The sequence below is a fragment of the Azonexus sp. MM2026_4 genome (assembly GCF_055901855.1).
Genome location: NZ_CM148380.1, coordinates 1488139 through 1511648 on the forward strand (window position 1 = coordinate 1488139; position 23510 = coordinate 1511648).

22 protein-coding genes are annotated in these 23510 nt (G+C 63.0%); 8 read left to right on the plus strand and 14 right to left on the minus strand.

Annotated elements, in window-relative coordinates:
• Nucleotide 1: 1 nt before the first annotated feature.
• From pheA to gyrA, 3 genes are read right to left on the minus strand one after another with little or no spacing between them, the layout of a single operon-like run.
• The gene (gene pheA, locus AC0KWY_RS06800) at nt 2–1093 is read right to left on the minus strand and encodes a prephenate dehydratase (protein WP_474028877.1); all 1092 of its coding nucleotides are present in this window, start codon (nt 1091–1093) and stop codon (nt 2–4) included.
• Between the two features lie 4 nt (nt 1094–1097).
• Nucleotides 1098–2183 carry a 3-phosphoserine/phosphohydroxythreonine transaminase gene (gene serC, locus AC0KWY_RS06805; RefSeq protein ID WP_474028878.1) on the minus strand — a complete coding sequence of 362 codons (1086 nt, stop codon included), beginning with the start codon at nt 2181–2183 and terminating at the stop codon, nt 1098–1100.
• Nucleotides 2184–4805, minus strand: coding sequence for a DNA gyrase subunit A (gene gyrA, locus AC0KWY_RS06810; protein ID WP_474028879.1), 2622 nt, complete (start codon nt 4803–4805; stop codon nt 2184–2186).
• A gap of 102 nt (nt 4806–4907) precedes the next feature.
• Here gyrA and AC0KWY_RS06815 point away from each other — a divergent pair, with 102 nt between their 5' ends.
• From AC0KWY_RS06815 to gph, 4 genes are all read left to right on the plus strand, one after another.
• On the plus strand, nt 4908–6254 hold the full coding sequence (locus AC0KWY_RS06815; protein WP_474028880.1) for a TRZ/ATZ family hydrolase: 1347 nt from the start codon (nt 4908–4910) through the stop codon (nt 6252–6254).
• Between the two features lie 43 nt (nt 6255–6297).
• Nucleotides 6298–6966 (plus strand): OmpA family protein, encoded by a 669-nt coding sequence (locus tag AC0KWY_RS06820; RefSeq protein ID WP_474028881.1) that lies wholly within the window; start codon nt 6298–6300, stop codon nt 6964–6966.
• 69 nt (nt 6967–7035) lie between these two features.
• Nucleotides 7036–7734: a bifunctional 2-polyprenyl-6-hydroxyphenol methylase/3-demethylubiquinol 3-O-methyltransferase UbiG gene (gene ubiG / locus AC0KWY_RS06825; protein WP_474028882.1), complete on the plus strand. Its 699-nt coding sequence runs from the start codon at nt 7036–7038 to the stop codon at nt 7732–7734.
• Nucleotides 7727–8395 (plus strand): phosphoglycolate phosphatase, encoded by a 669-nt coding sequence (gph, locus tag AC0KWY_RS06830; RefSeq protein ID WP_474028883.1) that lies wholly within the window; start codon nt 7727–7729, stop codon nt 8393–8395. The genes ubiG and gph overlap by 8 nt, the downstream gene beginning before the upstream one ends.
• On the opposite strand, the gene AC0KWY_RS06835 is transcribed toward gph, so the two are convergent.
• The gene (locus AC0KWY_RS06835; protein WP_474028884.1) at nt 8379–10526 is read right to left on the minus strand and encodes an ABC transporter substrate-binding protein; all 2148 of its coding nucleotides are present in this window, start codon (nt 10524–10526) and stop codon (nt 8379–8381) included. The two genes, gph and AC0KWY_RS06835, sit on opposite strands and share 17 nt — an antisense overlap.
• 80 nt (nt 10527–10606) lie before the next feature.
• On the opposite strand from AC0KWY_RS06835, the gene AC0KWY_RS06840 reads away from it, so the two are divergent.
• The 3 genes from AC0KWY_RS06840 to AC0KWY_RS06850 all read left to right on the plus strand — a co-directional run bounded on the left by AC0KWY_RS06840 (nt 10607) and on the right by AC0KWY_RS06850 (nt 13829).
• Nucleotides 10607–11062 (plus strand): peroxiredoxin, encoded by a 456-nt coding sequence (locus AC0KWY_RS06840; protein ID WP_474028885.1) that lies wholly within the window; start codon nt 10607–10609, stop codon nt 11060–11062.
• Nucleotides 11063–11088: 26 nt separating this feature from the next.
• Nucleotides 11089–12507, plus strand: a complete 1419-nt coding sequence (locus AC0KWY_RS06845) for a PhoH family protein (protein ID WP_474028886.1) — start codon at nt 11089–11091, stop codon at nt 12505–12507.
• Between the two features lie 74 nt (nt 12508–12581).
• Nucleotides 12582–13829 (plus strand): transglutaminase-like domain-containing protein, encoded by a 1248-nt coding sequence (locus tag AC0KWY_RS06850; protein ID WP_474028887.1) that lies wholly within the window; start codon nt 12582–12584, stop codon nt 13827–13829.
• A 185-nt stretch (nt 13830–14014) separates the two neighbouring features.
• Here the strand turns inward: AC0KWY_RS06850 and dnaB are convergent, their stop codons facing one another.
• From dnaB to AC0KWY_RS06895, 9 genes are all read right to left on the minus strand, one after another.
• Nucleotides 14015–15421 (minus strand): replicative DNA helicase, encoded by a 1407-nt coding sequence (gene dnaB, locus AC0KWY_RS06855; RefSeq protein ID WP_474028888.1) that lies wholly within the window; start codon nt 15419–15421, stop codon nt 14015–14017.
• A gap of 62 nt (nt 15422–15483) precedes the next feature.
• A complete protein-coding gene (gene rplI, locus AC0KWY_RS06860; protein WP_474028889.1) occupies nt 15484–15930 on the minus strand; it encodes a 50S ribosomal protein L9 in 447 nt (148 codons plus the stop codon).
• A gap of 18 nt (nt 15931–15948) precedes the next feature.
• Nucleotides 15949–16224: a 30S ribosomal protein S18 gene (gene rpsR / locus AC0KWY_RS06865; RefSeq protein WP_474028890.1), complete on the minus strand. Its 276-nt coding sequence runs from the start codon at nt 16222–16224 to the stop codon at nt 15949–15951.
• Nucleotides 16196–16480: a primosomal replication protein N gene (priB, locus tag AC0KWY_RS06870; protein ID WP_474028891.1), complete on the minus strand. Its 285-nt coding sequence runs from the start codon at nt 16478–16480 to the stop codon at nt 16196–16198. The genes rpsR and priB overlap by 29 nt, the downstream gene beginning before the upstream one ends.
• Before the next feature lie 71 nt (nt 16481–16551).
• Nucleotides 16552–16926, minus strand: coding sequence for a 30S ribosomal protein S6 (gene rpsF, locus AC0KWY_RS06875; RefSeq protein WP_474028892.1), 375 nt, complete (start codon nt 16924–16926; stop codon nt 16552–16554).
• A 173-nt stretch (nt 16927–17099) separates the two neighbouring features.
• A complete protein-coding gene (locus tag AC0KWY_RS06880; RefSeq protein WP_474028893.1) occupies nt 17100–18914 on the minus strand; it encodes a type IV pilus assembly protein FimV in 1815 nt (604 codons plus the stop codon).
• Complete coding sequence (locus AC0KWY_RS06885; protein WP_474028894.1) at nt 18869–19534, minus strand: energy-coupling factor ABC transporter permease; 666 nt, start codon at nt 19532–19534, stop codon at nt 18869–18871. The genes AC0KWY_RS06880 and AC0KWY_RS06885 overlap by 46 nt, the downstream gene beginning before the upstream one ends.
• Nucleotides 19535–19543: 9 nt before the next feature.
• The gene (locus AC0KWY_RS06890) at nt 19544–20476 is read right to left on the minus strand and encodes an electron transfer flavoprotein subunit alpha/FixB family protein (protein WP_474028895.1); all 933 of its coding nucleotides are present in this window, start codon (nt 20474–20476) and stop codon (nt 19544–19546) included.
• Between the two features lies 1 nt (nt 20477).
• Complete coding sequence (locus AC0KWY_RS06895) at nt 20478–21227, minus strand: electron transfer flavoprotein subunit beta/FixA family protein (protein ID WP_474028896.1); 750 nt, start codon at nt 21225–21227, stop codon at nt 20478–20480.
• A gap of 116 nt (nt 21228–21343) precedes the next feature.
• Here AC0KWY_RS06895 and AC0KWY_RS06900 point away from each other — a divergent pair, with 116 nt between their 5' ends.
• Nucleotides 21344–21967 carry a TetR/AcrR family transcriptional regulator gene (locus tag AC0KWY_RS06900; protein WP_474028897.1) on the plus strand — a complete coding sequence of 208 codons (624 nt, stop codon included), beginning with the start codon at nt 21344–21346 and terminating at the stop codon, nt 21965–21967.
• Nucleotides 21968–21991: 24 nt separating this feature from the next.
• Here AC0KWY_RS06900 and ppx read toward each other — a convergent pair whose 3' ends face one another.
• Entirely contained in the window at nt 21992–23479 is a 1488-nt protein-coding gene (gene ppx / locus AC0KWY_RS06905) for an exopolyphosphatase (protein WP_474028898.1), read from the minus strand.
• Nucleotides 23480–23510: the final 31 nt, after the last annotated feature.

Below are 23510 nucleotides of genomic sequence, written 5' to 3' on the forward strand. Positions count from 1 at the left end.
CTCAGAAAACGGCGACCGGGTAGGAGCCGAGGATTTTCAGGTAGGCGGCGTTGCCGGCCAACTGTTCGAGCGCGGCCTTGACCGCCGGCTCGTCGCGATGGCCATCGACATCGACGTAGAAGACGTATTCCCACAGCGCATTGCGCGCCGGCCGCGACTCCAGCCGGCACATCGAGACGCCGGCGGCGGACAGCGGTGCCAGCAATTCGTGCAGGGCGCCGGTGCGATTGGGCGCCGACATGATCAGCGAGGTCTTGTCGCGCCCGGAAATCCCGGCGTCGTGCTTGCCGAGGACCAGGAAACGGGTGGTGTTGTTCGGCTCGTCCTCGATGTTCTCGGCCAGCCGCGGCAGGTCGTAACGGGCGGCCGCGGCCTCGCCGGCGATCGCCGCCGAACCGGCTTCCTCGGCGGCCTTCTGCGCCGCCTGCGCGTTGCTGCCGACCGAAATGCGCTGCGCCTGCGGCAGCATGCGGTTGAGCCATTCGTGGCACTGCGCCAGCGACTGAGCGTGCGAATAGACGCGGCTGATCGCCTTGAGCTCTGTTTCCTTCGACAGCAGGTTCTGGTGGATGCGCAGCACGACCTCGCCGCAGATCTTCAGCGGCGTGCCGAGCAGCAGGTCCATCGTCCGACCGACCGCGCCTTCGGTCGAATTCTCGACCGGCACGACGGCATAATGGGCATGACCGGACTCGACTTCGCGGAAGACATCGTCGATCGAAGATTGCGGCAGCAGGCGGCCGGCATGGCCGAAATGCTTGGTCGCCGCCGATTCCGAGAAGGTGCCGAGCGGGCCGAGGAAAGCGATGCCGAGCGGCTGTTCGAGCGACAGGCAGGCCGACATCACCTCGCGGAAGAAGAAGGTGATGTTCTCGTTCGGCAGCGGCCCAGGGTTGCTGTCCTGCAAACGGCGCAGCACCTGCGCCTCGCGCTCCGGCCGGTAGATGAAACCGGCGTCGCCGAATTCGGCCTTGATCTCGCCGACGCGCTGGGCGCAGCGGGCACGTTCGTTCAAGAGGCGCAGGATGTCGCCGTCGATGCGGTCGATGTCGGCGCGCACGCCGGCCAGAGCTTTCGAGAGATCGTCGCTCATGCGCTCACCCGTTCCGCTTGGCGAAATCGTTCATGAAACCGACCAGCGCCTTGACCGCGTCGAGCGAGACGGCGTTGTAGATCGAGGCGCGCATGCCGCCGACCGACTTGTGGCCCTTCAGGCCGAGCACGCCGGCATCCTTGGCCGCCGCCAGGAAAGGCGCGTCGAGCGCGGCATCGGCCAACACGAACGGAACGTTCATCCGCGAACGGCAATCGGGATCGACCGGGTTGGTATAGAAACCGCCGGAATTGTCGATGCACTCGTAGAGAATGCGCGCCTTTTCGGCGTTGATCGCGTCGATGCCGGCCAGACCGCCCTGCTTCTTCAGCCACTGGAAAACCAGGCCGGCGATGTAGATGCCGAAGGTCGGCGGCGTGTTGAGCATCGAGCCGTTCTCGGCCATCACCGCGTAATCCATCACGGTCGGGATGTTGAGCGGCGCCATGCCGAGCAGGTCACGATGAACGATGACCAGCGTCACGCCCGAGGGGCCGATGTTCTTCTGCGCACCGGCGTAGATCAGGCCGAACTTCTCGACATTGACCGGGCGCGACAGGATGTGCGACGACATGTCGGCAACCAGCGGCACGCCGGTGTCGGCGATGCGCTCGGCGGGAATCTCGACGCCGTGGATGGTCTCGTTGGTGCACACGTGCAGGTAGGCGGCGAAGGGATCGAGCTTGATCTCCTCGGCCGTCGGCAGGCGGGTGAAGCCGCTGTCCTCGGTCGTCGCCGCGACGCGGACATTACCGATACGCTGCGCTTCCTTGACCGCCTTCTTCGACCACGAGCCGGTGACGATGTAGTCGGCCGAGCGGCCGGCCAGCAGGTTCATCGGAATCTGCGCAAACTGCTGCGTCGCCCCGCCCTGCAGGAACAGCACCTTGTACTGCTCGGGAATGCCCATCAGCTCGCGCAGGTCGGCTTCGGCCTGCGCCAGGATGGACATGAATTCCTTGCCTCGATGGCTCATTTCCATGACGCTGCAGCCGGCGCCCTGCCAGTCGAGCAGCTCTTCCTGCGCCTGGCGCAGGACCTCTTCGGGAAGTGCAGCCGGACCGGCGCTGAAATTCCAGATACGCGTCATTTATGCTTCTCCACCTTGATCTTCGGCTGCCGGCGCGGCGCTTTCGCCAGCCGCATCGGCTTCCCCTTCGCTTTCCGCCACCGGGTCGGCCACCGACTCGGCAACCTTCTCCAGGCCCGCCAGCTTCTCGCCTTCGTCGAGCGAGATCAAGGTGACGCCCTGCGTCGCCCGGCCCATGCCGCGGATTTCCGAGACGCGGGTGCGGATCAGCACGCCGCCGGTGGTGATCAGCATCACCTCGTCGTCGTCGCCGACCAGCTTGGCACCGACCACCACGCCGTTGCGCTCGGAATCGGCAATCGCCTTGACGCCCTGCGTGCCGCGCCCGGAGTGACGGAAGTCGGCGAGCACGGTGCGCTTGCCGAAGCCGTTCTCGGTGGCGACCAGCACCGTCTGCTGGTCATCCTCGGCGACCAGCAGCGAGATGACGGTCTGCCCTTCCTGCAGCTTCATGCCGCGCACGCCGCGGGCACCACGGCCCATCGGCCGGACGTCTTCCTCGTCGAACCAGACCGCCTTGCCGGCGTTGGAAACGAGCACGATGTCGCTCTGGCCGGTGGTCAGTTCGACACCGATCAGGTAGTCGTCGTCGAGCAGATCGACGGCGATGATGCCGGCCTTGCGCGGGTTGGAGAAGTCGGACAGCGGCGTCTTCTTGACCGTGCCGTCGCGGGTGGCCATGAAGATGAACTTGTCGTCGGCGAATTCCTTGACCGGCAGCACGGCGTTGATGCGCTCGCCTTCTTCCAGCGGGAACAGGTTGACGATCGGCTTGCCGCGGCTGGTCCGGCTGCCCTGCGGCGCTTCATAGACCTTGAGCCAGTAGCAGCGACCCCGGTTGGAGAAGCACAGGATGTAGTCGTGGGTGTTGGCGACGAACAGGTGGTCGACGAAATCCTCGTCTTTGATCGCCGCCGCCTGCTTGCCGCGCCCGCCGCGCTTCTGCGCGCGGTAGTCGGCGAGCGGCTGGGCCTTGATGTAGCCGCCGTGCGACAGGGTGACGACCATGTCCTGCGGCGTGATGAAGTCCTCGATGCCGAGTTCCTGCGTGTGCAGCACGATTTCCGAGCGGCGCTCGTCGCCGAACTGGTCGCGGATCGCCGTCAGTTCATTGACGATGATTTCGGTAATGCGCTCCGGGCGGGCCAGGATGTCGAGCAGGTCGAGGATCTTGGCCATGACCTCCTTGTACTCGCTGACGATCTTGTCCTGCTCCAGACCGGTCAGGCGCTGCAGGCGCAGTTCGAGGATGGCCTGAGCCTGCGCGTCGGACAGGCGATAGCCCTGTTCGGACAAGCCGAATTCCGGCAGCAGGCCGTCCGGGCGCGAAACGTCGGAGGCTGCCCGGACCAGCATTTCCTCGACCACCGGGCTGCGCCACTGGCGCCCCATCAGGCCGATCTTGGCGTCGGCCGGCGTCGGCGCCGCCTTGATCAGAGCGATGATTTCGTCGACGTTGGACAGCGCGACGGCCAGACCTTCGAGGATGTGGCCGCGTTCGCGCGCCTTCCTGAGTTCGAACACCGTGCGCCGCGTCACCACTTCGCGCCGGTGCGACAGGAAGCACTCCAGCGCCTGCTTCAGGTTCAGCAAGCGTGGCTGACCATCGACCAGCGCCACCATGTTCATGCCGAAGGTGTCCTGCAACTGCGTCTGTTTGTACAGGTTGTTGAGGATGACCTCGCCGACCTCGCCGCGCTTCAGCTCGATGACGATGCGCATGCCCGACTTGTCGGATTCATCGCGGATGTCGGAGATGCCTTCGATCTTCTTCTCGTTGACCAGCTCGGCGATCTTCTCGATCAGCGACTTCTTGTTAACCTGATACGGAATCTCGTCGACGATCAGCGCCTGGCGGTCGCCCTTGCCGATGTCCTCGAAATGGGTGCGGGCGCGCATGACGACGCGGCCGCGGCCGGTCCTGTAGCCTTCGCGCACGCCCATCACGCCGTAGATCAGGCCGGCGGTCGGAAAGTCGGGCGCCGGGATGTACTCGATCAGGTCGTCGATCGACAGCGCCGGGTTTTCCAGCAAGGCCAGGCAGCCGGCGACGACTTCATTGAGGTTGTGCGGCGGCACATTGGTCGCCATGCCAACGGCGATACCGGCCGAACCGTTGATCAGCAGGTTGGGAATGCGGGTCGGCAACACCGACGGCTCCAGCTCCTTGCCGTCGTAGTTCGGCTCGAAGTCGACCGTTTCCTTGTCGATATCGGCGGTCAGATCGGAAGCGATGCGATCCAGGCGACATTCGGTATAACGCATGGCCGCCGCATTGTCGCCGTCGATCGAGCCAAAGTTACCCTGACCGTCGACCAGCGTGTAGCGCAACGAAAAATCCTGCGCCATGCGCACCAGCGTGTCGTAGATCGCCGAATCGCCGTGCGGGTGATATTTACCCATGACCTCGCCGACGACGCGGGCGCACTTGACGAAAGGACGGTTCCAGACGTTGTTCGTCTCGTGCATCGCGTAAAGCACGCGGCGATGCACCGGCTTCAGGCCGTCGCGCGCATCCGGCAGCGCCCGGCCAACGATCACGCTCATCGCGTAATCGAGATAGGAACGCCGCATCTCGTCTTCGAGGCTGATCGGCAGGGTTTCTTTGGCGAATTGGTCCATGTCTCTGGTATCCGCGCCGGGCTGGCCGGCACTATGTTTGGTTGTAACACAGGTAATTTGCTATTTTACCACGCCGCCACCGGCCCACTGCTGCCCATTTCCATGACACCGACACCCGAAAAAATCGACCTGCTGATCGAAGCCCGCTGGATCGCCACGGTAGAAACCGACGCAATCCTGCACAACCACGCGGTCGCGGTACGCGGCGGACGCATCCTGGACATCCTGCCAGCCGCCGAAGCCCGCCAGCGTTACCAGGCTGCCGAGCAGCACCGCCTCGAACAGCACATCCTGATCCCCGGCCTGATCAACCTCCACACGCACGCCGCGATGACGCTGCTGCGCGGCATCGCCGACGACCTGCCGCTGATGGAATGGCTGCAACGCCATATCTGGCCGGCGGAAGGAGCGCTGGTTTCATCCGCCTTCGTCCTCGACGGCACGCGGCTGGCCTGCGCCGAAATGCTGCGCGGCGGCATCACCTGCTTCAACGACATGTACTTCTTCCCCGAAGCCGCCGCGCAAGCCGCCACGGAATTCGGCATGCGCGCCGCGCTCGGCATCACCACGCTGGAATTCCCCGGCAACTACGCCAGCGACGCCGACGACTACATCGCCAAGGGCCTCGCCGCCCGCGAAGCCTGCCGCGACAACCCACTGCTCAGCTTCTGCCTGGCACCGCACGCGCCGTATACCGTTGCCGACCGCACTTTCCAGCGTATTGCCACGCTGGCCGAACAACTCGACCTGCCTATCCACTGCCATATCCACGAAACCCGGCAGGAGGTCGCCGATGGCCTGCAGCAGCACGGCCAGCGCCCGCTCGCCCGCCTGCAGGCGCTGGCCCAGCTGGGCCCCGGCTTCATCGGCGTGCACGCCGTCCATCTCGACGACAGCGAAATCCGGCTGCTCGCCGACGCCGGCTGCAGCATCGCCCACTGCCCGACCTCCAACCTGAAGCTTGCCAGCGGCATCGCCCGCATTGCCGAAATGCACGCCGCCGGCATCAACATCGGTCTCGGCACCGATGGTGCCGCCAGCAACAATCGCCTCGACCTGTTCGGCGAAATGCGCCTGGCGGCGCTGCTGGCCAAGGGCAGCAGCGGCGATGCCGCTGCCCTGCCAGCGGCGACGGCGCTGCGCATGGCGACCCTGAATGGCGCGCGAGCGCTGGGCCTGGACAGCATTACCGGCTCCATCGCCCGCGGCAAGCAGGCAGACCTGTGCGCGGTCTCGCTGGCCGATCTTGAATGCCAGCCCTGCTACGATCCGCTGTCGCACCTGGTCAATGTCGCCGGCCGCGAACAGGTCAGCCATGTCTGGGTGGCCGGGAAGTGTCTGCTAGAGCACAAAACTTTACGGGTTGGCAAGGAATTTCGCTTGGATGCATCCGCCGCGCTATGGCAGAATAAAGCGGAAGTCTGCACGGGGAAAGCGCTTGCACCCTGATGCAAACCGCTGAAATTTCCAATTTCTTCAACGAGGGAAGACCATGATCAAGAATATCGCCAAGAAATCCCTGGCTGTTGCCCTGCTGGCAGGTATCGGCTTTGCCGCCGTCGCTCAGGAACGTGTCTATGTCATCGACCAGCGCGACGTCGTCGCCAAGAGCGGTTTCGGCCTCTGCTGGCGCACCGGTTACTGGACCCCGGCCGCCGCCGCCGCCGACAAGGCCGGTTGCGAATGCGACCGCGACCTGCTGCCGAAGGCCGCCTGCGAAGGCAAGCCGATCGCCGCTCCGGCCACCACGCCGGCTGCTGTCGCTGGCGTCAAGCCGACCGGCGAGAAGGTCACCGTCGCCGCTGACGCGCTGTTCGACTTCAACAAGGCTGTCCTGCGTCCGGAAGGCAAGGCCAAGCTCGACGAGCTGGTCGCCAAGGCTGGCCAGATCAAGCTCGAAGTAATCCTCGCCGTCGGCCACACCGACCGCATCGGTGGTGCCGCCTACAACCAGAAGCTGTCCGAGAAGCGCGCTGCCGCGGTCAAGGAATACCTGGTTGCCAAGGGCATCGAAGCCAACCGCGTCTACACCGAAGGCAAGGGCGAAACCCAGCCGGTCACCGGCGACAAGTGCGGCAAGAGCGAGAAGAAGTCGAAGTCGCTGATCGATTGCCTGCAGGCCGATCGCCGCGTCGACATCGAAGTCATCGGCACCAAGTAATCCGCCGCTGCTACAATGCAGGCCCTGCTTCGGCAGGGCCTTTTCTTTTTCAGCCTTGCGAAACCGACCATGCTCAACGCCGACCCCAGCGAACTGCAGAAATTTGGCGACCTGGCCCACCGCTGGTGGGACCCGAACAGCGAATTCAAACCTTTGCACGACATCAACCCTCTGCGCCTGGGCTGGATCGACCGCTGCGTCGGATTGCGCGGCAAGCGGGTGCTCGATGTCGGCTGCGGCGGCGGCCTGCTCTCGGAAGGCATGGCTGCGCTGGGCGCCGAGGTCACCGGCATCGACCTCTCGGAAAAGCCGCTTGGCGTCGCCCGCCTGCACCTGCTGGAGAGCGGGCAGAAGGTCGATTACCGGCAGATTTCCGCCGAGGAACTGGCCGAACAGATGCCCGGCGCCTTCGACACGGTCACCTGCCTGGAAATGCTCGAACACGTGCCCAATCCTTCGAGCACCATCACCGCCTGCGCCCGCCTGGTCAAACCCGGCGGCCAGGTGTTCTTCTCGACGCTCAACCGCAACCCGAAGGCCTACCTGTTCGCGGTGATCGGCGCCGAATACCTGCTCAAGCTGCTGCCCAAGGGCACCCACGACTACGCCAAGTTCATCAAGCCGTCGGAACTCACCCGCTGGGCCAAGATGGGCAACCTGGAACCGCAGGAAATCCTCGGCATGAGCTACAACCCGCTGACCCGGGATTACAGCCTCGGCCGCGACACCAGCGTCAATTATCTGCTGCGCGCCCAGCGCAATGCCTGAGGCCGCTCCCCGGGCCGTCCTTTTCGACCTCGACGGCACGCTCGCCGACACCGCCCCCGACCTCGCCGCCTGCGTCAATCGCCTGCTGCTCGAGGAAGGCTGGGCGCCGCAGCCGCTCGCCGAACTGCGCCCGTTCACCTCGCAGGGCGTGCGCGGCATGTTGTTCAAGGGCTTCGGCATGAGCCCCGAGCACCCTGACTATGCCGCTCTTGCGGCGCGCTTCCTGGCCCACTACGAAACCCGCCTGTGCGTCGACACGCAACTCTTCGCCGGCATTGCCGACCTGCTCGACCGGCTTGAGGAGAACGGGCTGCGCTGGGGCATCGTCACCAACAAGCGGATGCGCTACACCGACCCGCTGGTCCGCCTGCTCGGCCTGGCGCCGCGCACCACCTGCGTCGTCAGCGGCGACACGACGGCCGCCGCCAAACCGTCGCCGCTGCCCCTGCTGCACGCCTGCGAACTGCTCGGGGTGGCGCCGGCCGCCACCCTCTACGTCGGCGACGACCAGCGCGACATCGTCGCCGGCCAGGCCGCCGGCTGCGCCACAGTCGCCGTGCGCTGGGGCTACCTCGGCGTCGAGCGCCCGATCGAGGCCTGGGGCGCCGACCGCATCGTCGAGCACCCGCGGGAAATCGCCGCCTTCAGTCGGCCGACCTGACCGCCGCCCGTTCGCGCCGCCGGTAACCGATCAAGGCCGGCACCACCGCCAGCAACAGCAACCCGAGCGCCACCAGCAGCGGCCAGCGCACCGGCGCATTCCACTCGCGCCGCGCCTGCGCCCGGTTGACGGCGTCGATCCGCTGGTACTTCAGCGTGTTGTTGCCGACATCGCTCGGTTTGCGGTTCTTCAGCCAGCGGTGGGTCAGCGTGTAGCTCTTGGGGTGCAGCCCGAAGACCCAGGGCGCATCCTGGCGCAGGATGTCGTTCATGCGCCGGATGATGGCCAGGCGCTCGGGCGAGTTCTCCATGTTCTTCATCTGCTGGAACAGACGGTCGTATTCCGGATTCTCGTAGTTCGACGAGTTCTCGCCGCCCTTGAGGCGCGCTTCCGGACCGTGCAGCAGGAACATGAAGTTCTCCGGATCGGGGTAGTCGGCGTTCCAGCCCAGGTAATAAAGCTGGACGGCGCCGCGCCGCAGCTTATCCTGGAAGCGGTTGAAGTCGGTGGCGCGCACCACCAGTTGCACGTCGATCTTGGCGAATTGCCGGGTCAGCCAGTCGAGACGCGATTTCTCGCCCATCCCGCCGCCGGTGGTGTCGAGGTTGAGGACCAGCGGCTCGCCGGTCCTGGCGTCGCGACCGTTCGGATAGCCGGCTTCGGCGAGCAACTGTTTGGCGACAGCCGCCGACTTGCGCCGCGCCTGGCCTTCGACCCAGTCATAGACGACGCGGTTGATTCCCGCCTCGCCCGCTTCGTAGCCGAAGATGCCGGGCGGCAGCGGCCCCTGGGCGGCGATGCCGCGACCGTTCTGGAAAATCGAGATGAACTCCTCCTGGTCGATGACGATCGACACTGCCCGGCGCAACTTCGCCGCCCGCTCGCCGAGCCCGCCGACCACCGGGTCCTGCAGGTTGAATCCCATGTAGAAGGTCGACGGCCGCACCGAGGTCAGGAGGCGGATGCCCTTGTCGCGCATCTCGTCGGACAGCGCGACGTCGCCGCCGACGTTGACGCGAACCGCCTGGTCGAAGCTGTCCGAGGAAATCCCGGAAGCGTCGTAGTAGCCCTGCAGGAACTTGTTCCAGTAGGGAATCGCCTCCTTCTCGCGGGTGAAGACCGCCTGCTCGATGAAGGGCATGCTCTTGCCGCAATCGGCGAGCAGACCGGCGCCGGCGTCTTCGGCTTCGCCGTCGCAGGGATAGGGTTCGCCGCGGAAATTCGGGTTACGGGCCAGCACCATGCGCCGGTTCGGGTCGTTCTCGGTCAGCATGTAGGGGCCGGTGCCGACCGGCCACCAGTCGAGCGTCAGGTTCTTCTCGCGCATGCCGGGCTGGGCGTAGAAGCGATCGACCTCGCGCGGCACCGGCGCAAAGAAGGGCATCGCCAGCCAGTAAGAAAACTGCGGATACTTGCCACGGATACGGATGCGCCAGGTCCGCGCATCGACGCGTTCGACGCCGCTCAGGGCGAAGGCGTCGAGATCGAGCCAGGCGTCGCCCGGCAGGTCCTTGGCCGCTGCCCGCAGGCGTTCGCCGAGTTCGCGCAAGCCGACGATCTTGTCGGCCATCATGCCGTAGATCGGCGAATGCAGGCGCGGATGGGCGAGGCGCTTGATCTGGTAGATGTAGTCGTCGGCGCTCAGTTCGCGGCTGGCCGTCGCCGGAAAATCGGCGATGCTCTGCCGACCGGCCGCCGCCTCGGCCCCCAGGAAGCGCGGCTGCCCGGTGGCGTCCTGTGCGAAAGCCGGATGCGGCTGGTAACGGATGCCCTGCTGCAGGGTCAGCTCATAGACGCTTTCGGCGATCGCCGCGTCCGGCGCATCGTCCGGCAGGCGGCTGCCGTCGGCCGCCAGGTAGCGCGGATGCGGCACCGCTTCGACGGTTGCCGGGATCAACTGATAGGGGCGCCGCAGGTAGTGGTACTGCAGCGGCGGTTCGTAGATCTGGCCGGTGAAGGCGGCCTCGTCCTCGGTGTAGGACTGGGCGGGGTCGAGGTGCTTGGGGCGGTCGGTGAAGGCGGTGTAGAGGATTTCGCGGCCGGCATCGGCGGCCGGATAGGGCGTGTTCCACGACTCGCCACAGGCCGCGAGACCCAGGCAGAAAAGCAGGCAGGCAGGCAGTTTTCCCATGGCCGCCAGTGTATAACAAAGGCTTGACCGGGCCAGCGGGCTCCGAACACAATGGCCCAAAACAACCACAGGAAGCCACCATGCTCGACACCCCGGTCCCCGACCTCACCCTGCCCGCCACCAGCGGCACCACCTTCCGGCTCGCCGACCAGGCCGGCCGCATCGTCGTCATCTATTTCTACCCCAAGGACAGCACGCCCGGCTGCACCACGGAAGGGCAGAACTTCCGCGACCTGCACACCCAGTTCGCCGCCGCCGACGCAGTCGTCCTCGGCGTTTCCCGCGACAGCCTGAAGTCGCACGAGAACTTCAAGGCCAAGCAATCCTTCCCGTTCGAGCTCGGCTCCGACGCCGACGAAGCCGTCTGCAACCTGTTCGGCGTGATCAAGCAGAAGATGATGTACGGCAAGCAATGCCGCGGCATCGAGCGCAGCACCTTCGTCATTGATCGCAACGGCGTGCTGCGCCGCGAGTGGCGCGGCGTCAAGGTCGCCGGCCATGCTCAGGAAGTGCTCGACTTCGTCCACACCCTCTGATTTCCAACCGTCCCCGCGAGACCCCCATGCCGCGCCAACCCGCCGCCAAGAAGCCCGCAATGACCAAGATCTTCGTGCTCGACACCAATGTCCTGATGCACGATCCGAGCTGTCTGTTCCGCTTCGAGGAGCACGACATCTTCCTGCCGATCATGACCCTGGAAGAGCTCGACAACCACAAGAAGGGGATGTCGGAAATCGCCCGCAACGCTCGCCAGGCCTCGCGCATGCTGGACGAGATGCTGGCCCACGACGACGTCGATATCGACGAGGGGATCGCCCTCTACGGGCCGTCGGCCAAGCTGGCCAGCGGCCGCCTCTACCTGCAGACCGAGGCGATCAGCACCGAACTGCCGCAAGGCCTGCCGACCTCCAAGGTGGACAACCAGATCCTGTCGGTCGTCATCCACCTCCAGAAGAAATTCCCCAAGCGCCCGGTGATCCTGGTGTCGAAAGACATCAACATGCGCATCAAGTCGCGGGCGCTGAACCTGCTGGCCGAGGACTACTTCAACGACAAGGTGCTCGAGGACACCGACATCCTCTACTCCGGCACTCGCGCCCTGCCCGACAACTTCTGGGAAAAGCATGGCAAGGGCATGGAATCCTGGAAGAAGGACACCAAGACCTATTACCGGGTCAATGGTCCGCTTTGCCCGCAGTTTCTGGTCAACGAATTCGTCTGGCTGGAGAAGGACGGCTTCGCGGCGATCGTCAAGGAAACCGCTGGCAAGAGCGCGGTGCTGGAAACCCTGGTCGACTATACCCATCCGAAAAACGCGATCTGGGGGATCACGGCCCGCAACCGCGAGCAGAACTTCGCGCTCAACCTGCTGATGAATCCGGAGATCGATTTCGTCACCCTGCTCGGCCAGGCCGGCACTGGCAAGACGCTGCTGACCCTGGCCGCCGGCCTGACCCAGACGCTGGAAAGCAAACAGTTCGCCGAGATCATCATGACCCGCGTCACCGTGCCGGTCGGCGAGGACATCGGCTTCCTGCCCGGCAGCGAGGAGGAAAAGATGGCGCCGTGGATGGGCGCGCTCGAGGACAACCTCGAAGTCCTGACCAATACCGACGACAGCAGCCCCTATGGCGGTGACTGGGGCAAGGCGGCGACGCACGACATCATCCGTTCGAAGATCAAGGTCAAGTCGCTGAACTTCATGCGCGGCCGTACCTTCCTGAAGAAGTACCTGATCATCGACGAAGCGCAGAACCTGACACCGAAGCAGATGAAGACGCTGGTCACCCGCGCCGGCCCCGGCACCAAGGTGATCTGCCTGGGCAACATCGCGCAGATCGACACGCCCTACCTGACCGAGGGCAGCTCCGGCCTGACCTACGTCGTCGATCGCTTCAAGGGCTGGCCGCATTCCGGTCACATCACGTTACAAAGAGGCGAACGCTCGCGTCTGGCTGATCACGCAGCCGACGTGCTATAGTCGGCGGCACTTTGGCAAGGCCGTGTCTGACACGGCCTTTTCATTTCAACCTTGATTTTTTCCCGAGGTTCGCCTTGAAACGCAGAGACTTTCTGGCCGCATCCGCACTGTTCTCGCTCTTTACCGGCGATGCCCTGGCGGCAAAGAAAAAGACCCAACATAAAACTGCCTCGAAAAAATCCACCCGGAAAACCAGCAAGAAGAAAAGTGCTCGTTCGTCACGCGCCAATTTCGCCGAGACTTCGCGTCCGGCCGTACATAGTGCCGCCACACCACTGATCGACGCTCCGACGGAAGGCACCTCGACTTCACGCCTGCCACCGGTTCGCGCCCAGGAAGCCCCGACCGATTGGCAGACCTACGAAATCGTCACGACGCTGACGCTGCATGCGCCGGGGCAAACCGCCAGCCTCTGGCTTCCCCTGCCATCGAGCCAGGACAGTCTCTATCAGAGAATGCTCGGTCACAATTGGCAGACCGATGCCCGCAACATCAGCCTGCAACGCAGACCCGAAGGCACTCTGGAAATGCTGCGTTGTGAATGGAACGATGCGGGTAATGCCTCGCTGCGCCTCGTCACGCAGGTCAGCACGGCCGACCGGCACTTCGACATCACCCGGCGCAGCGTCGCACCGGAGCGCGATGACATCCTGCGCCAGAACCTGCAGGCCAGCACGCTGATTCCCAACGATGGTCTGGCCCGCCAGTTGGGCGAACGCATCGTCGGACGGATCAAGGACCCGCTGGCTCAAATCAAGGCCATTTACGACTGGATTTGCGAAAACGCGATCTACGACCCATCCCTGCCCGGCTGTGGCAATGGTGATATTCACCGGCAGTTGATCTCGGGCCAGTACGGCGGCCGCTCTGCCGACATCAACGGCTTGTTCGTCGCCGTCTGCCGGGCCATCGGCATCCCGGCGCGCTGCGTCTATGGCATCCGGATCGGCCGCTCGCGGCTGTTCCCCTCGCTCGGCCTGCGTAGCGAAGACGCCACGCGCGCCCAGCATGTCCGGGCGGAGTTCTACTTGCCCGGCTACGGCTGGATTCCGGCCGACCCCAGCGATGTCCGGCGGGCGGTCGCTTACGAAGCCCTCCGGGACAGCAGCGGCCAACTGGCATCGCTGCGACGGGTCCTGTTCGGCGTCTGGGAAATGAACTGGGCAGGATTTCATACCGGCAACGACCTGCAGATCGCCGGCATGTCGCACTCCCTGCCCTTCTTCGTCCTCCCACAACTGCGCGTCGGCACGCAGAACATCGACGCGCTCAACCCGAACAACTCGTCAATCCGGATCAGCACACGTCAAGTCGTGCTGTAGGAATACGGGGCAGCGACTACCGACGACGCGAGGTTTTGGCTGGTGCCGAAACCTCGGACTTAGTCTCGTGCGTCTTGGAAACCGCCCGACGCGAGGTTTTGGCTGGCGCCGAAACCTCGAACTTAGTCCCGTGCGTCTTGGAAACCGCCCGACGCGAGGTTTTGGCTGGCGCCGAAACCTCGAACCTAGTCTCGGGCGTCTTGGAAACCGCCCGACGCGAGGTTTTCAAAGCGGGTGTATTCGCCGAGGAAGGCGAGGCGTACGGTGCCGGTGGGGCCGTTACGCTGCTTGCCGATGATCACTTCGGCCAGTCCCTTGTCCGGCGAGTCGGGCTTGTAGTATTCGTCGCGGTACATCATCAGGATCACGTCGGCATCCTGCTCGATGGCGCCGGATTCGCGCAAGTCGGACATCATCGGCCGCTTGTCGGTACGTTCCTCGACCTTCCGTGACAACTGCGAAAGGGCGACGATCGGCACCTGCAGTTCCTTGGCCAGTGACTTGATCGAGCGCGAGATTTCCGAGACTTCGGTGGCGCGGTTCTCGCCCGCCTTGTTGCCGCTCATTAGCTGGATGTAGTCGATCACCAGCAGGCCGAGCTTGCCGCCGTACTGGCGCGCCAGCCGACGCGCCCGGGCGCGCAGGTTGGCCGGGCTCAGACCACCGGTCTCGTCGATGTAGATCGGTGCTTCGTGCAGCTTGCCGAGGGCAAACGACAGACGCGACCACTCGTCGTCGCTCATCCGCCCGGTTCTCAGACTTTGCGAATTGAGCCGGCCGATCGAAGCCAGCATCCGCATCGCCAGCTGCGCCCCGCCCATTTCCATGGAGAACACACCAACCGGCAAACCACTATCGACCGCGACATTCTCCGCGATATTGAGCGCGAAAGCCGTTTTACCCATGGACGGGCGACCAGCGACGATGATCAGGTCGCCCGGCTGAAAGCCCGAGGTCTTCTGGTCGAGATCGACGAAACCGGTCGGCACGCCAGTGATGTCGGAGGGGTTGTCACGATCGTGCAGTTCCTGGATACGCTCGACAACCTGAGTCAGCAGCGGGTTGATATGTACGAAACCTTCGGCGTGACCGGCACCGGCTTCGGCGATCTTGAAGATCTTGGACTCGGCTTCGTCAAGCAGCGAAGCCGCATCCCGACCCAGCGGATTCAGGGCATCGGACGCGATTTCATCGGCCGTGGCCACCAGTTGCCTGAGCACGGCACGCTCGCGGACAATTTCCGCGTAACGCCGGATATTGGCCGCCGACGGCGTGTTTGCCGCCAGTTCGCCGAGATAGGCGAGACCGCCGGTCTGATCGTTTTCGCCGGCGGCATCCAGTGCCTCGGCAACCGTCACCACGTCGGCTGGCTTTGCCTTTTCAAGCAAGTTGCGGATTTGCCGGAAAATCCGCCGGTGCTCATCGCGATAGAAATCGCTCTCGGCGACCTGATCGCCAATGCGATCCCAGGCATTGTTGTCGAGCAGCAGGCCACCAAGAATCGATTGCTCCGCCTCGATCGAATGCGGCGGGACGCGCAAGGTATCGAGTACGGGATCGGCGGCCCGGGACTTGTTCTGTCGCTGGTTCATGGTGCCCTGCAAATTAAAAAGGCCTCGCAATTGCGAGGCCTTGAAGCGTAAGTTAAAGCGTCTTACTCGGCAACCACGGCGACCGTGATGTTGGCCACGACATCGGTGTGCAGCGCAACGTCGATCGGGAATTCGCCGATCGCCTTGAGCGGGCCTTCCGGCATGCGGATGGCAGCCTTGTCGACATCGAAACCAGCAGCCTTGAGGGCTTCGGCGATGTCGGCATTGCCAACCGAGCCGAACAGGCGACCATCCATGCCGGCCTTGCGGGCGACCGAGACGGCGGTACCGTTCATCTTGTCGGCAACGCCCTGGGCGGCAGCCAGCTTTTCGGCAGCAGCCTTTTCCAGTTCGGCGCGACGCGCTTCGAATTCAGCCATGGCAGCCGGCGTGGCACGCTTGGCCATGCGTTGCGGGATCAGGAAATTACGGGCGTAACCGTCCTTGACCTTGACCACATCGCCGAGGTTACCCAGGTTGACAACCTTCTCGAGCAGAATGATTTGCATGTTTCGTCTCCCCGAAAATTATTGATGGTTGTCGGTGTAGGGCAGCAGGGCCAGGAAGCGGGCGCGCTTGATCGCGGTGCCCAGCTGGCGCTGATAGCCGGCCTTGGTGCCGGTCAGGCGAGCCGGCATGATCTTGGCGTTTTCCTGGATGTATTCCTTGAGGACGTTGACGTCCTTGTAGTCGATCTGTTCGACCTTTTCTGCAGTGAAGCGGCAGAACTTGCGACGCTTGAACAGGCTGTTGCCGCGACGCTTTTTCTTGTCATCAATCTTCTTCTTGAAGAATCGTGCCATTTTCGTTTCCTTCCAAATATTCGATAGTGTTGGCGTGTATCACCGAGGATCTGCTGTTTTTACCCCGAGCAGCCAGGAATCCGTGGATTCCGATGGTGCTGCCAAGCGGGGCTGCTTCCAGCCAGCGCGCCGATTCACCCAAAGCGATTACTGCCATCTCGACCTCCACCCGCCTTTCGCTACCGTTCTCGGTGAGCGTCGATTGGTGGCTTATCCTGGCTTCGCTGACCGGAACTCCGCTCGGTGTGTAACGCAAACGCTTGCGTTCAACCAGGCATCCGGACAGGGTGATCTGATTCAGTGCGCTATTCCCCGTGCAATCCGCGATCAGGCAGCGGCTTCGACAACCGCTTCAGCATCGCCGGCGAGCAGCGACTTCGACTTCTCTTCCTTCATCATCGGCGAAGGGGAAGTCACGGCAGCCTTCATCTTAACGGTCAGATGACGCAGGACAGCATCATTGAAACGGAAGGAATGCTCGAGCTCGGCGAGGGTCTCACCATCGCACTCGATATTCATCAGCACGTAGTGAGCCTTGTGAATTTTCTGGATCGGATAGGCCAGTTGACGACGCCCCCAATCTTCCAGACGATGCACCGAACCGCCCTTGGCGGTAACAATGGAACGATAGCGCTCGACCATGCCGGGCACTTGTTCACTCTGGTCCGGATGGACGATAAAACAGATTTCATAATGGCGCATGCAAACTCCTTTTGGGATAAACCCCCCATCATGCGTAACGGTAGGGCAAGGTGGAAAGCCTGCCATGATAACAGCTATCCCGGAACTGTAAAACACAGAAGCGGCGAAATTTCAGAAAATCAAGACCAAAAAAAAACCGGCATGAAATGCCGGTTTTCCCGAGCCAGCGCAACTCAAAGCCCGCGGGCACCTTCCTTCTCCATCCGGTTCGCGGTTTCCTTGAGCTCAATCAGGAACAGAATATCCTCGACAACCGGCAAGGAGAAGCCCTGCCGCTGACCGCCCCGATTATCGCGCAGGAGCTCGTAAAGATAACCGACGACATCCTCCCGGTCCCACATCTTGACAACGCTGCCGATGATCCGCGGCATTTCTTCCAGAGCCTGAGGCCGGACCGGCGCCCCCGATGCCGCCGCCGCCCCGTCACCGTCCAGCATGAGATCAACTTCAGTTGCTTCCTTGCCATCGCTCCAGGACTGGACCTCGACGTTGAAATGCTGATTGAGATTACGGGAAACAGCCTCGAATTCCTCACGCATGCCAGCCATGCGGTAGACATCCATCAACCGTATCCAAGGCTGCAAAGCCTCTTGCGGATTGTTGTCGATGTATTCCTGCAATGCCTGCGCCGCTCCCTTGACACGACCAAAGGAAAGCATGATGTCAGCCAACTCCATGACCGGATTGGCCTCGAAGTGCTCGTCAAGCGTCGTCGCATTGATGGAAAGCACGGAATCGCCCGGCAGCGCCCGCGGCTGCGGCCTCTCCGCAACCACCGGCGCGGCACCAGTAGCACCTGCCAATTCCACATCAACCTTCTGCGAACTTCCGGAAACCGGCGCCTCCAGGGGCAGATCAACCTTGCGCTTTACGTCGTCGAGCTCTCCCTTGCGCGGTGCGTCGATCAACTGTTCGGAGGCGGCACTAGGGAAAACCTCTTCCTGCGCCCGCCGCCCTTGCCTGCCTCTGAGGAAAAGCCAGGCACCCAGTGCCAGCACGACACCCAGCAACAACCCGTAAAACCACCAGCCCGAGTCCTCTTCAACAGCCTTTCTGGGAGTAGGCGCCTGATTAGATACGGGGGGAACTGCAGACTTGTTTTCGGAAGCACTTTCCGTCAGCGACAGGGCGCGCCCCTGAAGCTCGGCTAGCGCACTCTCCATGGCCCGCAACTTCTCGGCCATTTCGAGTTGTCCACCGGCTTGCTCATGCAGCGCCTGCAACATGCGAAACTCAAGCCGAAGCATTTCACGCTGGGTATCGCTGGCCTCCCGCGACTGCTCGCGCAACAAAGGCGAAACACGCAAAGGAAGATCACCGCCGATGTCGGCTGCCGAAACCAGAAGCTGATCCCCTCCCAGCGGCGCGCTCTCCCTGGGATTAGCAGCAAGCGGAGCAGAAACATCACTACGCGCCACCTGACGCGACGCCGGCATGTTCGCCGAAGGCTTGACGGCTCTGCGCACCGGAGCCGGTTGTTTGGCATCGGCGATAGCAGCAACCTTGGCCGCACCCTCCTGACGCGCATCGACATCGGGCGAAGCCAGGATGGTGTATTCCCGATAGACTTCGTGCCCGCAAGCCAGATGAACAGCAAGCCGCACTACCGGATCACGCTGCACCTGATGCGAAGTTATTTTCAGCTGCGGCGGCTTGCCCGCCACGACGCGCAAATCAGCCTGTTTCAACCAAGGCAGATCGTCACCGCCACCCGGTCGCACCAAGCGAAAACAGCTTGGGTCCAGGTTTTCCTTCTCTTGCCCAAGAATGCTGATTGACAACTCCAGGCGATTGCCCAGCGCGGGCTGGCCATGCAGTTCACCCAGCCCAATCGCCATCGCGCCACTGTGCACGACCAAGCACAGCAAGCCCAGCGTTATCCGAAATCCCTGCTGATTCAACAATGCCCCCAGATGACGATCAAATAAGCGGATTGTATCAACTATTTGCCGGAAAGATAGCTCGAATCGTCGAAAGACACCACCCATTGCGGCCGATAAACCACGAACAACGTGACCACCATTCCTGACAACCAAGACTCAGAAAATGCCAGGAGGAGATAATACGGAAAATGCTCTTCGAAAAGATAGCCCCAGGAATAAGCCCCCGCCATCCCGAGCAAAAGGCTTGAAACGAGTCCGACGCTCAGGATGACGACCCCGGCACCGAGAAAGGCATTCACGAAGATGAAAACGAAGAAATGCTTGGGCAAAACACGGGACAGCCGCTGAAACAACTGGCTGCTGACCAGTACGCTGAGCCCGGCCAGCAGCAAGGCATTGACGGCAAAAGCCAGAATTCCGGCACCACCGTTCAGGGTAATACCAAAAGTAACAAGAGACAGCCCGATGAATGCCAGATGCGGGCCGAACGCCAGGGTGAAGACGTTAGCACCGAGCAGATGCAGCGCCAGCCCAGGCTTGACCCCCGCCTTCATGCTCCAGACCAGCACCAACAACACGATCATGCCCAGCCATAGGTTGGACTGCTCGGAAGCAGCCAGGCGCTTCCACGGAGCGCGCCAAACACTGAGGGCGAAAAGCGGCACCCAGGCAGCCCAAGCCGCCCAGTACCACATTTCGCCCAAAAGGTCGTCGGTGAGATTCACCGACTCATTCTAGCCGAGACTATTCTCGAGTTGCGGAACCGTTTCGAACAGATCGGCGACCAAGCCGTAATCGGCAACCTGGAAAATCGGCGCATCCGGATCCTTGTTGATCGCCACGATCACCTTGGAGTCCTTCATGCCGGCCAGGTGCTGGATGGCGCCGGAAATACCAATGGCGACATAGAGCTGCGGGGCAACAACCTTGCCGGTTTGACCGACCTGATAATCGTTCGGGACAAAACCGGCATCGACCGCCGCCCGGCTGGCGCCGAGCGCAGCACCGAGCTTGTCTGCGAGCGGCTCGAGCAGACGATGATAATTCTCGCCGCTGCCCAGACCGCGACCACCGGAAACGATGATCTTCGCTGCCCCCAGTTCGGGACGCTCGGACTTGGTCAGTTCGCGCCCCTGCAGCACGGTCAGACCGGTGTCTGCGGCAGCAGCCAGGCTTTCAACGGGAGCAGCAGCCCCGTTGCCGAGCGGATCGAAGGCCGTCGTACGAACGGTGATCACCTTGACCGGGTCCTGGCTCTGCACCGTCGCCATCGCGTTTCCGGCATAGATCGGACGGACGAAGGTGTCGACGGACTCCACCGCGGTGATTTCGGATATCTGCGCGACATCGAGCAAGGCGGCAACGCGCGGCAGCAGGTTCTTGCCGAAAGTGGTCGCCGGCGCCAGGATGTGGGTGTACGACGAAGCATTGGCGAGCACCAGCGCCGCCAGATTTTCCGCCGTCTGGGCTTCGTATTGCGCAGCATCTACCGCCAACACCTTGGTCACGCCCTGCAGCGCAGCCGCTTGGGCCACCGCTCCGGAACAGGCGCTGCCGGCGACCAGCAGATGGACATCACCACCGATCTTGGCGGCGGCGGCAACGGTGTTCAAGGTGGCAGACTTGATCGTTTGCTGATCGTGTTCGGCAATAACAAGAATACTCATCTCAGATCACCTTTGCTTCGTTCTTGAGTTTGTTGACCAGTTCTGCCACGTCGGCAACCTTGACGCCGGCCGAGCGCTTCGCCGGCTCGACGACCTTCAGGGTTTTCAGGCGCGGTGCGACATCGACACCAAGCGCATCCGGCTTGACGGTATCGAGCGGCTTCTTCTTGGCCTTCATGATGTTCGGCAGGGTCGCATAGCGCGGCTCGTTCAGACGCAGATCGGTGGTCACCACCGCCGGTAGCGACAACTGAAGGGTTTCCAGGCCACCGTCGATTTCGCGGGTGACCGTCGCCTTGCCGTCGGCAATCACGACCTTGGAAGCAAAGGTCGCCTGCGGCCAGCCGCTCAGCGCAGCCAGCATCTGGCCGGTCTGATTGGCATCGTCGTCGATCGCCTGCTTGCCGCAAACGACCAGTTGCGGCTGCTCGCGGTCGCAGAGGGCTTTCAGCAACTTGGCGACGGCCAGCGGCTGCAATTCGACATCGGTCTCGACCAGGATACCGCGGTCGGCACCGATGGCCATCGCCGTGCGCAGGGTTTCCTGGCAGGCCGCGGGACCACAGGAAACGGCGACGACTTCGGTCGCGATACCGGCCTCCTTGAGCCGCACCGCTTCTTCGACGGCAATTTCGTCGAAGGGGTTCATGCTCATCTTGACGTTGGCCAGATCGACACCGCTAGCATCGGCCTTGACCCGCACCTTGACGTTGTAGTCCACCACCCGTTTGACGGGAACAAGAATTTTCACTGTTTTCTCCTATGTATTTCGGTCAGTATTTTTTATTGATCTTCGCCGTTTGACAGACGACTTGGCAAACCGGACAATCTCCATACTGTGTCGTATGGAAAAGCATACGGTAGCGTATGGAAAATCAAGCTGTCAAGTCCCCGATCAAGAACAAAGGTCTTCGTGCCAGCGGCAAGACGGTCGCCGGCCGCACCCAGCTCGATCCTGAATGCTGGATCGACGTCGCCACCGACGTCCTCGCCAAGGAGGGCGTCGCCGGCTTGCGGGTGGAAGTTCTGGCGAAACGCTGCGGCGTCACCAAGGGGAGTTTCTACTGGCACTTCAGGGATCGTCAAGCGCTGCTCGATGCGGTGCTGGAACGCTGGCGCGAAGGGCGCATCCGCGACATCGAGAAAACCACGGCCGTACAGTCGGGCCAGGAGCTGGAACAGCTCCATTACGCGATCGAACTGTACGGCGCCAACCGCAATCGCAAGGGGATGTCGATCGAGCTGGCCGTCCGCGACTGGGCCCGCCACGACAGTCGCGCCGCGGCCGTCGTCGAGGCTGTCGATCTCTACCGCCTGGAATGCACCCGCCGCCTGTTCGTCGCCTCCGGGATGACGGAAGCCAGCGCCAAAAGCCGCAGCCTACTGCTTTATGCCTGCGTCTTCGGTTTGTCGCTGATGCACTACGATCGCTTCGACAACGACCCGGCCGACCTCAAGCGGCGCATCGCCCAGCATATCGTCGCCGGCTGAGCGGCAAACCGCCGGGAGCCGATTTCAATCCAGGGGGCGCACCACGCACTCGCGCCCGATCTGTTTCCAGATCAGCGCTTCTTCCGCCAACGCCGCAGCCGTCCAGGGATTCTTCGCCAGCCACTTGCCGGGCAGGACCAGCGCAAAGCCGCGCTCGGTGGCCGACACCCGCCAGGCCGGGAGTTGCCGGTCATCGCGGGTACGGTGCAGGGCGACCGCCAACCGCAGACAGAATATCAGGCGCCAGACGCCGTCAGCGGCCGGAACTTCAGCAAGCTTTTCCAGCTTGCCGCGATGACCGAGCACCAGTAGCGCCAGGCGCGCCTGGTCCTTTTTGGAGAAACCGGGCATATCGGCATAGGTCAGGATGTAGGCACCATGCTTGTGATAGGCATTGTGCGCCACCGAAATGCCGATTTCGTGCAGCCGGCAGGCCCAGGACAGGTACTGGATGTCGGCCTCCTCGGGGGCGCCGCCGGACAACTGCGTCAGCGCCGACAGTGCGACCGCCTCGACGCGCTCCACCTGGTCGCGTTCCACCTGGTAGCGCTTGCGGAAGTTGGCGACGGTCGCGTCGCGCATGTCGTGCTGGTGAAAACGCCCGAGCAGGTCGTACAGGACGCCCAGACGCAAGGCGCCGTCGGCGTAGGTCATGCAGTCGATGTCGAGTTCCTCGAACACTGCCGCCATGATCGCTATCCCGCCCGGCAGCACCGGCATCCGGTCGCCCTTGACCCCTTTGAGGTCGAGGTTTTCGGCGGAGCCAGCCTTGACCAGCAAGGCACACAGACGGTCCAGCCCTTCCCGGGTGATCCCGCCAACGTTGCCGGGATTCAGTTCGTTCATTTCCAGAATGTCGGCAATCGCCCGCGCCGACCCGGATGAGCCCACGGCCTCCTTCCAGCCCAGCTTCTGGAAATCATGGGCAATCAGTTCGATCTCCTTGGCCGCCGCCGCCTGCGCCTCGCGCAGGCGGCGCTTGTCGATGCGTCCGCCGGGGAAATACTTCAGCGTGAAACTGACGCAGCCCATGTACAGCGATTCCATGAGTTGCGGGTCGTGGCGCTTGCCGATGATGAACTCGGTCGAACCGCCACCGATATCGACAACCAGACGTTTGTGGTTGGCGGTCGGCAGCGAATGTGAAGCGCCGATGTAGATCAGACGGGCTTCCTCGCGACCGGCAATGACTTCGATCGGAAAACCCAGGGCCTCTTCTGCATAAGGCAGGAATTCGCCGACGTTCTTGGCCACCCGCAGGGTGTTGGTGGCCACCGCCCGCACTGCGCCGCGGTCAAGGCCACGCAGGCGTTCGCCGAAACGGCGCAAGGCGCTCAGCGCACGTTCCTGCGAGGGGGCATCCAGCAACTTGTCTTCGGTCAACCCGGAAGCCAGACGTACCGGCTCCTTGAGCGAGTCCAGCGGGTAAATCTGGTCGTCGACCACGCGCCCAACCTGCAGCCGAAAACTGTTCGATCCAAGATCGACGGCCGCCACAGTTTCGTAAATCATTCGATGGAATCTGTCCGTTCTGTCAGGCGGC